Genomic DNA, 14206 nt, shown 5'->3' with positions numbered 1-14206 from the left:
TGAGCGCAGCGAACTCCCGCGTGAGCGCAGCGAACTCCCGCGTGAGCGCAGCGAACTCCCGCGTGAGCGCAGCGAAAACGCCTGAGCGCAGCGAAAACTACTGTTCAGCGATTGCCTGTAAAAAAGCACGTCCAATGCTATCACCCAGCACGTGAGCCGGTGCCAATCGTTCCGGGTGCCAGTGGAGGCAGAGGAGGAAGGGTTTGTCGTGGGGGTCGTTCCATTCGAGCGCTTCGGGAAGATTGTCGGCGCTGCGGGCGGTAACGCGAAGGCGGGGGGCGACGATATCCACACCCTGATGATGCGCGCTGTTGACCTCGCCCTGAATCTCACCGGTGATGCGAGCGAGCATGGAGTCGGATTCGAGCTGCACGTCGTGCAATCGGTCTTCGTCGGTGATGCGGTGATGTCCTTCGAAGCCGCTGCTGGAGAGGTCGGCGATGAGCGTGCCGCCCAGCGCGACATTCATGATCTGCAGTCCGCGGCAGATTCCCAGTATCGGCATCCTTGCATGTACCGCGGTGCGGATGGCGGCGATCTCGATGGCATCCCGCGCATCGTCGATGTCGCAGAGGGGACGCAGAGCCTGCCGGCCATACAGCAGGGGATCGGGATCACCTCCGCCGGGGAGCAGGAGTCCGTCACAGGTCGGCAGCGTATCGATCACTTCGTCGGTACGCGTGATGAACAGGATTTCAGATTCCGGCGCGAGGCGGCGGAGCCAGCGCTCGTAATTCCCGTGCTGTTCGGGATGCGTTGTGGTCAGGGCGATGCGAGCCATGGGGGGATCAGTTGTCGGTCGGATTGTCCGTGTTGTTGGCGGTGGCGGACTGCTTGTCTTCCATCTGCAGGAGGTATTCCCAGGAATAGATGCCGCTGTCATGTCCGTCTCCCCAGACGGCGGCGACGGCGTAATTACCGATGGGAGTGAGGGATTTGAGATCGTATTTGCCCGGACGCGCGATGGGGAGCTGTACGGGCATTTTCACTTCCCCGAAAATATCGGATTCCCCGCTGCAGCTTGCGCAGGGACATTCATCACGGAATACCTGAAGGGGGAAACGTGTGATGTGGCCGTCAGACCAGGTGATGCGAAGCTCACGCTCCTGCGTCAGCTTGATGTCTCGTGGGGAGAGTTTGGCCGGGACTTGTGTCACGTTTATCCTTTCGGAGGCGTTGCGTCGAGTATGACAACGGGCATTTCGCCCAGTACTTCTGCGGTGTGCATTTTCGAGGCGGGAACGACGAAGCGCTCTCCGGGCTTGAGAATGTGATCCGTTTCGTCCATGGTTACCTTCATGGCACCACTGAGGACGACGTGAATGGTGTCACAGTCATGCGTGTGGGGCGGAAAGCACATCCCTCCGGGATAGCTGTACACGTATATATTGTACCCCTCATCTTTCAGTTGCTGCTTGATGGCAGCTACCTGCTCGCTGTCCATTTAGTAGCTCTCCGATTCATTGGGAAAAGTACCGCGTTTCACATCCTGTATATACTGCCGGAATGCTTTGTCCATTTCATCAGCCAGTGCGGCATAGCGGCGTACAAAGCGTGGACGGAAATCCTCAAATAACCCCAGCATGTCGTGGCTGACCAGTATCTGTCCGCTGCAATGCGGTCCGGCGCCAATGCCGATGGTGGGAATGGAAAGGTTCTCGGTGATACGGGCGCCGAGTGTCGCCGGAATTTTTTCGAGGACGATGGCGAATGCGCCTGCTTCCTGCAGGGCGATTGCGTCATCCACCAGCTCGTCGGCTTCCTCTTCCGAGGTGCCGCGGGGACGATAACCACCAAACTTGAGAATGGACTGCGGCATCAGGCCGATATGTCCCATGGTGGGAATGCCTTCGCCGGAAATTTTCTCCACGACTTTCGCCACACGCCTGCCTCCTTCGACTTTGACCGCATGGGCCAGTGTCTCCTTCATGACGCGTCCCGCACTGCGGAAGGCCTCCTCGGTCGTGACCTGGTACGACATGAAGGGCAGATCGGTGACCACCATCGCGCGCTGCACGATGCGGCTCACCGCCTTGGTGTGGTAAATCATTTCATCGAGAGTGACGGGCAGGGTGGTGGGATTGCCCTGGAAGACGTTGCTGACCGAGTCGCCGACCAGAATCAGGTCGATTCCGGCGTCATCGAGCAGGCGTGCTGTAAGGAAATCGTACGCAGTCAGGCATGCGATGGGCGTGCCCGCTTCTTTCATTTCCTGGATGGTTCGCGTGGTGACGCGTTTGCTGGATTGTGGCGTTTCGGTACTCATGCCTGCCGCTGTTCGTCCTCGCTGTGAATGTACTCATTATCAGGCAAAGTTGAAAAGTGAAGGCCCCAGGCCTGCTCGAAACCGGCCTTGATGGCGTCGCGCACTTCGTCACGGGAGACGGGACGCTGCATGATATCCTGCAGTGTGATCGTATGCGCGAGCATGTCCTGCCGGAGCTGTTCACGCACGTCATCACTCACAGCGAGATAGTCTGCAAGACGCAGATGCGCATCCCCGATGAGGATGGAACCGTGCTGCAGCACGGCACTGCCGATGCGCCGCTGCGCGCTGCCGACAAGCTTTTTCCCGCCGAATTCGATTTCATAGCGGGCGCTGCTCGAAAAACACGGAATGCTGCCCGGCTCACGGTACAGCTTCTGGAAATTCGGCTGGGATTTGGCGATGTCGATCTCAGGAACGAGAAGTTTGAGTCCGGCCGTCAGTGCTTCGCTGATGAGCCGGTACACTTCCATCACCCCGCGATCTTCCGAGGGCATCACAATGCTGTAGGTCAGCTCTTCGGCATGCAGGATGGCGCGTCCCCCGGTGGGACGACGGACGATGCCGATGGTGTCGGCATCGGTGCGATTGCGGTCAATTTCTTCTTCCTTCTGGTGACGCCCGAGGGAGATGCACCAGGGACGCCAGTTGTAGACGCGCAGCATGGGTGCAGCATCACCGGCGTCGAGGGCTTCGGCACGCTGCAGATCAAACTGCATGTTCCATGCGCCGTCATGCTCGCCGGTGTCGAGAAACACAAACTTCGTGGACATCAAATCTCTTCCTGGAGTACAATCGTGGTAAGCATGCGGCCGGAATGTTCGGCATCGCGGCGCCAGGAGTGCAGCAGGGTTCCTTCGTGAATGCTGCACAGGTCACAGATCTCGATATTTTCTGCCCGCAGGCCGCTTTCCTCGAGCTGATGGGCATTGAGTCCCTTGAGATCGAGATGGGGATTCCCTTCCTCGCGGCGCAGCACCCAGCCTTCGGGGAAGAGGGCGGCGACTTCCTCACCGACCTCGTAACAGCACGACGAGGCCGCAGCGCCGACGAAGGCGAACATGGCCGCGGGATCAGCACCGAATTCCTCGACCATGCGTCCCGCCGTCTTCAGCGTAATATGCTCTGCCGTCCCGCGCCAGCCCGCATGCACTGCGGCAATCAGATTCTCGCCGGGAGCGTAAATGAGTACGGGCACGCAGTCGGCGGTGCGGACGGTGAGTCCGATGCCGGGCTGCCGCGTGATCAGGGCATCGGTATCCTCATAGATGCCGGCTTCGCTGATTTCGCGAATGGTGTCGCCGTGCACCTGTTTCATGAAAGCGAGATCCCCCGGGTCGAGATCGACCTTGGCGGCGAAACGCGCGATATTCGTGGTCACGCGATCATCCTCATCCCCGAGTCCATACCCGAGGTTGAAGCCGAAGGGAGCGGCAGGCTCCTCACCCTGCCGCGTGCTCTGGGCAGCGCGGATGTTGGGAAACTGGGCAAGGAGGCTGCTGCGAATCAGGGGAAGTGCTGTGTTCATGGGCGTCCTTTCTCTCAGATCTGAGCCAGGCCTTCTTCGAGATCCTGGATGATGTCTTCGGGCCGTTCGATGCCGATGGAAAGACGGATGCCGCCCGGATCCATGCCGCGCTGCACCTGCTCTTCAGCGGGAATCGAGGAATGCGTCATCGACCCCGGATGCTCGATCAGCGTACGGGTGTGTCCGAGACTCACGGCCAGGGTGATGGCGTACGCCTTGTCCGCCGCATAGTTGATCAGCTTTTCGCCGCGATCACGACTGTCCTGCGGCGAATCGCTCTTGAGCGTGAAATACATCAGCGTACCCGGCGCGAAGCTGCCGTCGTAGCTGCGCATCTGCTTCTGCGCCAGCTCGTACTGCGGGAAGCTCGGGAGTCCGGGATAGGCGACGGCCTTGACTTTCGGATGTTTCTCGAGATACTCCGCGATGGTTTTCGCACTTTCGATCTGCCGCTGGACACGCAATGACAGCGTGGGGAGTCCGTACACCAGCGTCGGCCACGCGGCTTTCGGGGAAAGCACACCGCCGAAATCCTTGCGATACAGCAGCAGCATGTCGCGGTATTTCTCGGGTCCCACGACCACGCCGCCCATATCCGTACCAAAGCCGCCGATGCCCTTGGTCAGCGAATGCACAACGAAGTCGGCGCCGAGTTCGATCGGACGCTGGCAATACGGGGTGGCAAATGTGTTGTCAACCACAATGCGTATGTACTCTTCTTCGGGACGGGTGGAGTTGATTTTTTTCACCAGGTCGGCGATCGAGCCGATGTCGATGAGCGTGAGTGTCGGATTGACGGGGGATTCAAAGTAGATGACGCGCGTTTCATCCTTGATCGCCGATGCCAGCATGTCGGTATCATGCAGATTCAGCAGCTGCACGCTGATGTTGTAACGGGGATACCAGTTCGTCAGCAGCGAGTACGTGCATCCGTACATGGTGCGATGCGCGATGATATCGTCGCCGCTTTTCGCCAGCACGCCGAGAATGGCGGAAATGGCCGCCATGCCGCAACCATAGGTGATGGCGCATTCGCCGCCCTCGGCAAAGGCCAGGTTTTCCTCGAGAATGTCCTTGTTCGGCTCGCCGAGGCGATCATAGATGAGAATGGGCTGCTTGTTGCGGGTTTCATCCGTCGTATTTGCGAATTCCACGAATCCCTGGGCGCCGCGCTGGGCAGAATCGAGACGGTATGTCGCTGAAGAGGTGAGCGGGGGAACCACATGATGATCGTAATCCCACTTCATCGAATGGGCCTTCCCGTAGATCAGCTGGGTTTCTTTGCTATAGCGATCGTTTTTGTTGTCCTCAGACATGAAAACTCCAATTCAGGTGCTTGTTTCTCTATGAGTTATCCATTTACAGCCAGAATAAGCCCCTTTCGCCTCCGGAAAATCAAAATACCGCCCGGGGCGTGGAAAAACAACATGGGTATGCATCGAGGGTGTTGAAAGGCAACCACCCGCCTTCGCCCGAGGGCTACGGCGGGCAGGCAGGATTCCAGGTATTTATTCTGTGCACTCTGTGTCTTATTCTGTGTCTTCTGGCCTGCCGCGCCGAAGTGCCGACGCGCCAGCGGAGGTACGGAGGCGGGTGGTTGCATTTATTTCAAGCCGATGATACGACAACGGAGGATCAATGACACGAGAAAACGCCCTCGCACTGCTGCATGAACACACGGAATCGGAGAGCCTGCGCAAGCACGCGTACGCGGTGGAAGCTGCGATGCGAGCGTATGCACGGAAATTCGGGGAGGATGAGGAAGAGTGGGGGATGGTCGGACTGCTGCACGATTTCGATTACGAAAAGCACCCCACAGAGGAAGAACATCCTTTCGTGGGAAATCGCATTCTCGAAGAGGCGGGCTGGCCGGAGAATATCCGGCGCGCCATCATGTCGCATGCGCCGTATACCGGTGTCGCGCGTGAGAGCACGATGGAGAAGTCGCTGTTTGCGGTGGACGAACTCTGCGGTTTCCTCATGGCTGTTGCGTATGTGCGTCCCGATCGCAGCATGAGCAGCGTGCAGTACAAATCAGTCAAGAAGAAGATGAAGGATAAGGGGTTTGCCCGTGCGGTGAGCCGCGAGGATATGCTGCAGGGGGCCGAAGAACTCGGCGTGCCTTTTGAAGAGCATGTAGCCTTCGTCATTTCCGCACTTGCGGATGCCGGGGATTCCCTCGGGGTGTGAGTCAGTCTTTTTCGACCAGGTCTGCCAGCGCATCCTTGATGTTGTCGTACTGGAATTCGTAGCCGCTCTCCAGCGTCCGGCGCGGATTGACGCGCTGTCCGCCAAGCAACGTCTCACCGAGCTCGCCCATGGCCAGCTTGATGACGAAGGCAGGGACGCTGAAACGGGAGGGACGGTCAAGCGCCATGCCCAGCGCATCGGCAAATTCTCGGTTGCGGAGAATGCCGGGGGCAACGGCATTGAGGACGCCGCTGATTTCCTCATGATCGAGCGCGTGGAGGATGATGCCGACGACGTCGTCGATATGCACCCAGGGGAACCACTGCTCGCCGTCGCCGACGGGACCACCGGCAAACATCTTGAAGGGAGTGAGCAGTTTGTCGAGCACACCGCCGTCATGCGCGAGTACCAGACCGAAACGTGTGGTCACCACGCGCACATCCAGCTCCTCTGCCTTCCGCACTGCGGCTTCCCAGTCAATGCATAACTCCGCGAGAAAATCCTTGCCCGGGGCGTCGCTCTCATCAACCTGGTCCTCACCCGTGTCGCCATAAAACCCGACAGCCGAAGCGGAAATCATGGCTGAAGGATGCTTCTCCGCTTTTTTCATGGCGTCGATCAGCGCAGCGGCCGTAGCGATGCGGCTGTCGTAAATGCGCTGCTTGTACGCATCTGACCAGCGCTCCTCCGCGATGGATTCACCTGCAAGATGAATGATGGCGTCCACTTCGGCGACGGCAGACTGCCAGTCGTCGTCGTCGTCGCTGAGCCAGCGAAGAATGTTCACGCCATCGGGAAGCTTGTCCCCTGCGCGTTTGGGATTTCGGGTGAGAATGGTGACGGTGTCTCCGCGGCGGGTCAGTTCCCTGGTGACGCGGGAACCAATCAGACCGGTGCCTCCGGTCAGGAGAATATGTTTCGACATGGCTACGGACAGATGAGTAGTGAGAATCTTCACTGTGTAACATGCGCCGGACTGCAAATCATTCCCACTCGCGCAGATATTTTACAGCAACGGAGAAGGATGCGGTACATCACGAGGATGTTTGTCCTGATTATGCGCATATTGTACATTGAAGAACATCCAATGTCTCAACAGCAGTGATTGATCCGCCATGATTGAGAAAATTCAGGAATTGCTCGGCAGCGATGCCGATAATCTGCTCAACCACACCTGCAACACCATCGCGAAAGATGCCCTGCACCTTCCGGGACCCGATTTCGTCGACCGCGTCTGGAAAGACAGCGACCGCAATCCCCGCGTGCTGGTGAACCTGCAGCGTATTTACGGACATGGACGCCTCGGGAATACGGGCTATATGTCCATTCTCCCCGTGGACCAGGGAATCGAACACAGCGCCGGCGCTTCGTTTGCTCCCAACCCGATTTACTTCGATCCTGAAAACATCGTGAAGCTGGCCATCGAAGGCGGCTGCAATGCCGTCGCCAGTACGCTTGGCGTCCTCGGCTCCGTCGCCCGCCGCTACGCGCACCGCATCCCCTTCATCGTCAAGATCAATCACAACGAACTGCTGACGTATCCGAATACCTTCGATCAGATTCAGTTCGGAAGCGTCGATCAGGCATTCGACATGGGTGCGGCAGCCATCGGCGCCACAATCTATTTCGGTTCGGATGAGTCTGACCGCCAGATCCAGGAAATCGCCGAAGCCTTCGAGTACGCACATGAACTCGGTATGGCCACGATTCTCTGGTGCTACCTCCGCAACCCGGGCTTCAAGAAAGACGGTACGGATTATCACACCGCGGCGGACCTGACGGGACAGGCCAATCACCTTGGCGTCACCATCCAGGCCGACATCATCAAGCAGAAACTACCCACGAATAATGGCGGTTTCACGGCGATCAACTTCGGCAAAACGCACAAGCTCGTGTACGAGCAGCTCAGCTCTGACCATCCCATCGATCTGACCCGCTACCAGGTCGCCAACTGCTACATGGGCCGCGCGGGACTGATCAACAGCGGTGGTGCCAGCTCTGGCGCGACCGACATGGCGGAAGCCGTCGCCACAGCCGTCATCAACAAACGCGCAGGCGGACAGGGACTCATTTCCGGCCGCAAAGCCTTCCAGCGTCCCATGACCGAAGGCGCCGCCCTCCTCAACGCGATCCAGGACGTGTACCTCTGCGAGGACGTGAGCATAGCGTAATAGCGCCGCGATACGGCGCGTAGTTGTCCCGCTAAGCGGGACGGCGTTGCCAGCCACTTCGTGACTGTCGTTTTCGTCCCCCCGTTCCTTTCAGGAGCGGGGGGACGCTGTTTTATGCACTTTCTGCATATTCTTCTGTCGCGCAAGCGACAAACGCCTGTCGCGCAAGCGACAAACGCCTGTCGCGCAAGCGACAAACACCTGTCGCGCAAGCGACAAACACCTGTCGCGCAAGCGACAAACGACCGGCGCGTCAGCGCCGAACTACTAGTATGAAAACTTCCCCAGCTTCGTTTTGCCGCGGAAGATCCAGTAGATCGCGACGGTGTAGCTGAGGACGAAAGGCATGCCGAGGATGGCGATCCAGCGCATGATGCCGAGGGTCTTCTGGGAAGACGCGGCGTTGTAGATGGTCAGGTTGTAGGCCGGGTCGATGCTGGAAACGATCATGTTCGGGAAGAGATCAAAGCCGAACAGGAAGGTTAGCGCAGCAATAGTAGCGGCCGATGAGATGAAGGCGTAGCCGGGCTTACCGAGATAAATGGCTCGCGGGATGTTGGCGATGGCCAGCACGTTGAGCACGACGACGACCCATGCCCAGGGGATTTCCTGGAAGTTTTTCACGGCACTCGGCAGCATGACCAGCGTCGCCATGGTGGTGAGCATATACAGTACGAGGAATACGCCGAAGGTCGTCCACATCCAGCGCTGAATGCGCTTCTGCAGATTACCCTCGGTTTTCAGGTACAGGTATATCGAGCCGTGCATGGCGAAGGTCGCCACCGCAAGCACGCCGGTGAGCAGGGGGAAGGGGCCCAGCAGATTGAAGAGTCCACCGGTGTATTCCATGTCGGGACCAATGGGCAGTCCTTTCATCATGTTCCCAACGGCCACACCGAACAGGAAGGTCGCCAGCGTACTGGCGCCCGTGAAGCTGACGTCCCACATCTGCCGCCACCAGCGCATTTCCTGCTTGGAGCGAAACTCCATCGACACGGCGCGGAATATCAGGGCGAAAAGTAGCAGCATGAATGGAAGGTAAAAGCCGGAGAACGCGGTGGCGTATGCGTGGGGGAAGGCCGCGAACAATGCGCCACCGAAGGTCACGAGCCAGACTTCATTGCCGTCCCAGAGGGGACCGATGGAATTCATGAGCAGGCGGCGTTCTTCATCCTTTTTCACGAAGAGGTGCAGAATCCCCACGCCGAGATCGAAACCGTCGAGAATGGCGTAGCCCGTCAGCAGCGCGCCCATGAGTATGAACCAGAAGGTGTTGAGATCCATTCTCCTAGCCCTCCTTTCCGTCTTTGTCGCGGGGATTGGTCAGCGATGCACCTCCGGTGCCGGCCCTCTCTCCCACGGTTTCCAGTAGTCCACCCTCCATGCCGGACTCCAACTCGGAGACGTCATCGGGTCCGTGCTTGATCTTGTCATTCATGATGTACAGCCAGATGGCGAAGAGGAAGAGATAAATAATCGTGAAGAGAATGATGCTGGTCAGAACTTCCTCGGCGGAAACGGCTTTACTCAGCGCGTCGCTGGTCCTGAGCAAACCGTAGACAATCCAGGGCTGACGGCCGACTTCGGCGGCGATCCATCCTGCCTGGTTGGCGATGTAGGGGCCGATGATACTGAAGACGAATACCCAGAGCAGCCATCGCTTGTCGAACAGCGTGCCCCGCCATCGGAAAAATGAGGCCAGCAGGGTGATGAAGATGAAATACATCCCCAGGGCCACCATCAGATGATAGGTCTGAAACGGGATTTGCAGTGGGGGATGTTCGTCTTCGGGAATGGCATCCAGTCCGGTCACATCCGCATCGAAATCGCCGTGCACGAGGAAACTGAGTCCTCCCGGAATGGCGATACCCATATGCACTTTCTGCTGATCCGGATCCGGGATGCCGAACAACCAGAGATCGGCCGGACCTGTTTTAAAATGTCCTTCAAACGTGGCGAGCTTCGCAGGTTGCGTCACCGACACGGTCTGGGCCTGATGGTGTCCGCTGACCAGCGCGGCGAGGGATGCGATTGTGGCAACCGCGAGTCCGATAGTGAATCCCTGTTTCGCCACGACCATATGCCGCTTGTGCAGGATATACCATGCCGTGATGCTCATGACGAAAAAACCGCCAAGGATGAATGCGCCAATGAGCGTATGCGTCAGCCGGTCGACGGAGGAGGGGTTGAACACCATCGTCCAGAAGTCCGTGATTTCGGCCCGGGCCATCATGCCTTCACCCACGATGTGGAATCCCGCCGGCGTCTGCTGCCAGGAATTCGCCACGACAATCCATACCGCGGAAAACATGGAGCCGAAGGCCACCATGAGTGTGGAGAAAAAGTGCATCTTCGGTCCGACACGATCCCAGCCGAAGACGAGAACGGCGAGGAAACCGGATTCGAGGAAGAAGGCGAACACACCTTCCGCGGCGAGGGGAGAGCCGAACACGTCACCGACATAGCGCGAATACGTCGCCCAGTTGGTGCCGAATTCAAACTCCATCACGATACCCGTGGCAACGCCCATCGCGAATACCACGGCAAAAATCTTTGTCCAGAACCGCGCCATGACTTCGTACTGGCGGTTCTTCGTCTTGAGAAACATTCCCTCGGTAATGACCATGACCACGCCGAGTCCGATCGACAGCGGCGGGAACAGGTAATGAAACATGATCGTGAGGGCGAACTGGAAGCGGGAGAGAAAAAGGACGTCAAGATCCATGGGGAGATCCTTTCATAAGGTGCTGCGTGTATTCACATCACGGTGTGTACATATATGTGATGCGCTTCAAGGCTAACAGATTTTGGAGGAAATGAATTCCTTCCGGGAGTATGTCACCATCAGACCGATTCAGCAGCAGGCTCTGGAGTAGGCGCAGGGAGCCCGTTAATCACCGGCCAGATCGCAAGCAGTATTTCGGCCAGCTCGAACGGCATGAGGATGCCGGAGATGCTCGCTCCAAGCGTCGGCGCGAGGTAGTACAATACCCCGTCGATGGTTTCGGAACTGCATGCATTCCAGTCCTCCGTTCCGTATGATGTTCGCGGGCCGGCGCCCGCATGATCTGTCAGTATTGCACTCAAACATAAACAACCTGAACATCGCAGGCAAAGCTCTGAAAACGTTGTTCTCCAGCGGCAATCCGCTATTGACATTCCATGTATACTTGTACATATTGACATGTAATCATACATGCATTGAAAGGACGCAAATATATATGGAGCATCACGACCTTCTTGCCGAAATGTTTACGGCACTCGGTCATCCCAACAGGTTGAGGATTGTTGCTTTCCTTACCGATGGTGAACGTTGCCAATGTGAATTGCCTGATGTCCTGCAGCTGGAGCAGTCGAATATTTCGCGCCATGTCAAAGTCCTCGTCAGTGCAGGGGTACTCCGCGCACGGAAGGATGGCATACGGACCATGCTGCGGGTTTCGAATCCCGCGGTTTTCGACCTCTTGAATGACTCGGAAGCAATTGTACTCGATGCCCTGCAAAGCCGCATCAAAGCCTTGGTGCCATAAGCGGGGCGAGCCATCTCCATCTTCGTTTTCATCTCGATAGAAGCCCACCTGGGCTGAATAGACTCACCATTATCAGCCGGAGATGCACAATGAATCAAAACCTTACCAGGAAACAGTTCCTGAGAAATGGAACAAAGTATGTGGCAGGGATCGCAGTGGGAGCAGCCGCGCTCAATGCAATGGACTTGAAACCGCTCCAGGCCTTCACGAAAACGGCCGCGTGGCCATATCCGTATGCGGAACTCGATATCGAAGCTGTACGCATCGCTGCGCACGATGCGTTTTGGAGCGGGAAGGGATGCTCGTACGGTGCGTTCTATGGAATAATGTTCGAGCTGCGCAAGCAAATCGGGGAACCGTGGGATAGCTTTCCACCTGAGATCATGATATATGGCCATGGTGGTGGCGCAGGGTGGGGGGCCACCTGTGGCACCATTAACGGGGCTGCCGCCTTGATCTCGCTCGTGAGCGAAAAGGCGACATCAGATAAACTGGTCAACGAACTCTATGGCTGGTACACTCAGGTGATGCTGCCCACCGATACGAGCAATCAGCTCGGCGTTGACTCCGGGTACGGCGAGAACAAGGTCACCGAGGCGCTCCCGCAGAACGAGTCGGGTTCACCTCTCTGTCATGCTTCCGTCACCATGTGGTGTGATACCGCAAAGAAGAAAGTTGGTGATCTCGAACGCAAGGAGAGATGTGCCAGAGTCACCGGTGATACTGCTGCATATGCCGCGTACCTGTTGAATGAAAACCTGCTCGGTGAGTTCAACCCGATGTATGTTGTTCCGCAGGAGGTTACCGACTGCATGGCTTGCCATGGAAACGGGATGAATGACAACGTGGCAGCCAAGATGGAATGCGAGACCTGCCACGGCGATCCGCATGCCACCAGTGGTATCACCCAGCTCGGCGGAGCTGCTCTCGGATTTTCTCTCTCGCAGAACTACCCCAATCCATTCAATCCGAAAACAACGATCAAATTCGCACTTCCGAAGTCGGAGAATGTGTACCTGTACATCTATGACAGCCATGGAAGGTTGATGAACACTCTCGTCAACGGGGAGAACATGGCCGCTGGAAGCTATGAAGTCACCTGGAACGGGATCAACGATTTCGGGCAAACGCTTTCAAGCGGTACGTATTTCGCCCGTATCAAGGCGGGGCAGTTCGAGAAGACCCGCAAGATGATCCTCGCGAAATAACCAGCCTCTCCTGATCACCTTGCTTGACAGCGGGGCGGTGGTGGCCGCCCCGCTGTGATGTTCTCCCGGGCCGAGGGAGAAGCTCTCCCGGTAATACAGGGTAATTTCATCCAGATATCTTGACACCAGATTGGGCGTTTCGTATATTTACGAAATACGAAACGCCCGATGGATTCAGCAAATGCGTATAGCAACCGCGAGAGAGCGGATCACTGGCCGGACTGTACAGGGCGTCTGAACGAGTTCCTGAAGTATGACGAGGAACACAACTTCTGAAAGGATATCGCCATGGAACAGAGTACAGAGATAGAATTAAACACGAAGCTCGCCCGCTTTGCGAAGGCGCTATCGCATCCAGTTCGGATTTATATTCTCGAACTGCTCAATGCTCAGGCGTGCTGCTACAGCGGTGACCTGGCTGAGAATCTCCCTATTGCACGCAGCACACTTTCACAGCATCTCAAGGAATTGAAAGACGCTGGACTCATTCAGGGGGAAATCAATCCCCCGAAAATCAAGTACTGCATCAATCATGCGGTATGGAGTGAAATGCGGGGAGAACTCAATCGTTTTCTCAACACGGATATCAAAACTGCAACCTGTCACATTGATTCTAACGAGAGGTAATCAACATGAATATCAAGATCCTGGGAACGGGCTGTCCCAAATGCATCACGCTGGAGCAGCGCGTTCGAGAAGTCGTCACAGCGGAAGGCCTGGAGGCAGATGTTTCAAAAGTCGATGACATCATGGACATCATGGCCTACGGCGTCATGTCGACACCTGCATTGGTTGTCAATGAAAAGGTCATTGTGAAAGGCCGTGTCCCAACCGCACGAGAGATCGTGGAACTTCTTCAAGCATAACTGACAAGAAACCTCGGAGTATCATCATGAAAATGCTGTCTGTCATTCTCGCACTGATGTTCATCATGTCTGGAAGCGCAAGGGCAAGCACGACCGGAAGCACTGATGTTGAAAATGGGAAAAACGTAAAGCAGAAGACCGTTTCCGTGTATTATTTCCACAGCACCCGGCGTTGCAAAACCTGTCTGAGCATCGAGCGCGTCGCCCGAGGCGTTCTGAAGGAAAAGTATGGGGACAATGAGAACGTGTCCTTCCAATCATTGAACATTGAACACGAAAAAAATGAAACGCTTGTAGAGAAGTACAAGATCGCTGGATCCTCACTGATCGTTTGCTGCGGGAAGGAGAAAGTTGATCTCACGGCGAAGGCTTTCCAGTACGCGCTCTCCAGCCCGGAGAAGCTCAAGGACGCGCTGATCGCTGCCGTCGGTAAGATGCTGAAGTAGA

General features: G+C 56.9%; 18 protein-coding genes. 7 read left to right on the top strand and 11 right to left on the bottom strand.

What is annotated here, in order from left to right; genetic code table 11:
- Positions 1-97: 97 nt before the first annotated feature.
- From KQI65_10390 to KQI65_10360, 7 genes are read right to left on the bottom strand one after another with little or no spacing between them, the layout of a single operon-like run.
- Positions 98-781, bottom strand: coding sequence for a gamma-glutamyl-gamma-aminobutyrate hydrolase family protein (locus KQI65_10390; protein ID MCB2205147.1), 684 nt, complete (start codon positions 779-781; stop codon positions 98-100).
- Between the two features lie 7 nt (positions 782-788).
- On the bottom strand, positions 789-1157 hold the full coding sequence (locus KQI65_10385; protein MCB2205146.1) for a DUF971 domain-containing protein: 369 nt from the start codon (positions 1155-1157) through the stop codon (positions 789-791).
- A gap of 2 nt (positions 1158-1159) precedes the next feature.
- Positions 1160-1444 (bottom strand): cupin domain-containing protein, encoded by a 285-nt coding sequence (locus tag KQI65_10380; GenBank protein ID MCB2205145.1) that lies wholly within the window; start codon positions 1442-1444, stop codon positions 1160-1162.
- Complete coding sequence (gene panB / locus KQI65_10375; protein ID MCB2205144.1) at positions 1445-2266, bottom strand: 3-methyl-2-oxobutanoate hydroxymethyltransferase; 822 nt, start codon at positions 2264-2266, stop codon at positions 1445-1447. It abuts the gene before it with no gap.
- Complete coding sequence (locus KQI65_10370; protein MCB2205143.1) at positions 2263-3039, bottom strand: lipoate--protein ligase family protein; 777 nt, start codon at positions 3037-3039, stop codon at positions 2263-2265. Before KQI65_10370 ends, panB begins: the two co-directional genes overlap by 4 nt.
- The gene (pgeF, locus tag KQI65_10365; GenBank protein MCB2205142.1) at positions 3039-3794 is read right to left on the bottom strand and encodes a peptidoglycan editing factor PgeF; all 756 of its coding nucleotides are present in this window, start codon (positions 3792-3794) and stop codon (positions 3039-3041) included. The genes KQI65_10370 and pgeF overlap by 1 nt, the downstream gene beginning before the upstream one ends.
- A gap of 14 nt (positions 3795-3808) precedes the next feature.
- A complete protein-coding gene (locus KQI65_10360; protein ID MCB2205141.1) occupies positions 3809-5110 on the bottom strand; it encodes an aminotransferase class I/II-fold pyridoxal phosphate-dependent enzyme in 1302 nt (433 codons plus the stop codon).
- A gap of 322 nt (positions 5111-5432) precedes the next feature.
- Here KQI65_10360 and KQI65_10355 point away from each other — a divergent pair, with 322 nt between their 5' ends.
- Positions 5433-5984, top strand: coding sequence for an HDIG domain-containing protein (locus tag KQI65_10355; GenBank protein MCB2205140.1), 552 nt, complete (start codon positions 5433-5435; stop codon positions 5982-5984).
- Position 5985: 1 nt separating this feature from the next.
- Here KQI65_10355 and KQI65_10350 read toward each other — a convergent pair whose 3' ends face one another.
- A complete protein-coding gene (locus tag KQI65_10350) occupies positions 5986-6909 on the bottom strand; it encodes a TIGR01777 family oxidoreductase (protein MCB2205139.1) in 924 nt (307 codons plus the stop codon).
- Between the two features lie 190 nt (positions 6910-7099).
- On the opposite strand from KQI65_10350, the gene KQI65_10345 reads away from it, so the two are divergent.
- A complete protein-coding gene (locus KQI65_10345) occupies positions 7100-8155 on the top strand; it encodes a class I fructose-bisphosphate aldolase (protein ID MCB2205138.1) in 1056 nt (351 codons plus the stop codon).
- Between the two features lie 267 nt (positions 8156-8422).
- On the opposite strand, the gene cydB is transcribed toward KQI65_10345, so the two are convergent.
- The 3 genes from cydB to KQI65_10330 form a co-directional block, all read right to left on the bottom strand.
- A complete protein-coding gene (gene cydB, locus KQI65_10340) occupies positions 8423-9439 on the bottom strand; it encodes a cytochrome d ubiquinol oxidase subunit II (GenBank protein ID MCB2205137.1) in 1017 nt (338 codons plus the stop codon).
- 4 nt (positions 9440-9443) lie between these two features.
- Positions 9444-10880 carry a cytochrome ubiquinol oxidase subunit I gene (locus tag KQI65_10335; protein MCB2205136.1) on the bottom strand — a complete coding sequence of 479 codons (1437 nt, stop codon included), beginning with the start codon at positions 10878-10880 and terminating at the stop codon, positions 9444-9446.
- A gap of 119 nt (positions 10881-10999) precedes the next feature.
- A complete protein-coding gene (locus tag KQI65_10330; protein MCB2205135.1) occupies positions 11000-11242 on the bottom strand; it encodes a hypothetical protein in 243 nt (80 codons plus the stop codon).
- A gap of 134 nt (positions 11243-11376) precedes the next feature.
- Between KQI65_10330 and KQI65_10325 the strand changes: the two genes are divergently transcribed.
- From KQI65_10325 to KQI65_10305, 5 genes are all read left to right on the top strand, one after another.
- Positions 11377-11685: a metalloregulator ArsR/SmtB family transcription factor gene (locus KQI65_10325; protein ID MCB2205134.1), complete on the top strand. Its 309-nt coding sequence runs from the start codon at positions 11377-11379 to the stop codon at positions 11683-11685.
- Between the two features lie 89 nt (positions 11686-11774).
- Positions 11775-12893 (top strand): C-GCAxxG-C-C family protein, encoded by a 1119-nt coding sequence (locus tag KQI65_10320; protein MCB2205133.1) that lies wholly within the window; start codon positions 11775-11777, stop codon positions 12891-12893.
- A 288-nt stretch (positions 12894-13181) separates the two neighbouring features.
- Positions 13182-13520 carry a metalloregulator ArsR/SmtB family transcription factor gene (locus KQI65_10315; protein MCB2205132.1) on the top strand — a complete coding sequence of 113 codons (339 nt, stop codon included), beginning with the start codon at positions 13182-13184 and terminating at the stop codon, positions 13518-13520.
- A gap of 5 nt (positions 13521-13525) precedes the next feature.
- Positions 13526-13759: a TM0996/MTH895 family glutaredoxin-like protein gene (locus KQI65_10310; GenBank protein MCB2205131.1), complete on the top strand. Its 234-nt coding sequence runs from the start codon at positions 13526-13528 to the stop codon at positions 13757-13759.
- Positions 13760-13785: 26 nt separating this feature from the next.
- Entirely contained in the window at positions 13786-14205 is a 420-nt protein-coding gene (locus tag KQI65_10305) for a hypothetical protein (protein ID MCB2205130.1), read from the top strand.
- Position 14206 lies beyond the last annotated feature (1 nt).

Source organism: bacterium, assembly GCA_020444325.1.
In the GTDB taxonomy this organism is placed as follows: Bacteria; Bacteroidota; Ignavibacteria; order SZUA-365; family SZUA-365; genus BM516.
This window is presented reverse-complemented; position numbering and strand designations above follow the sequence as displayed.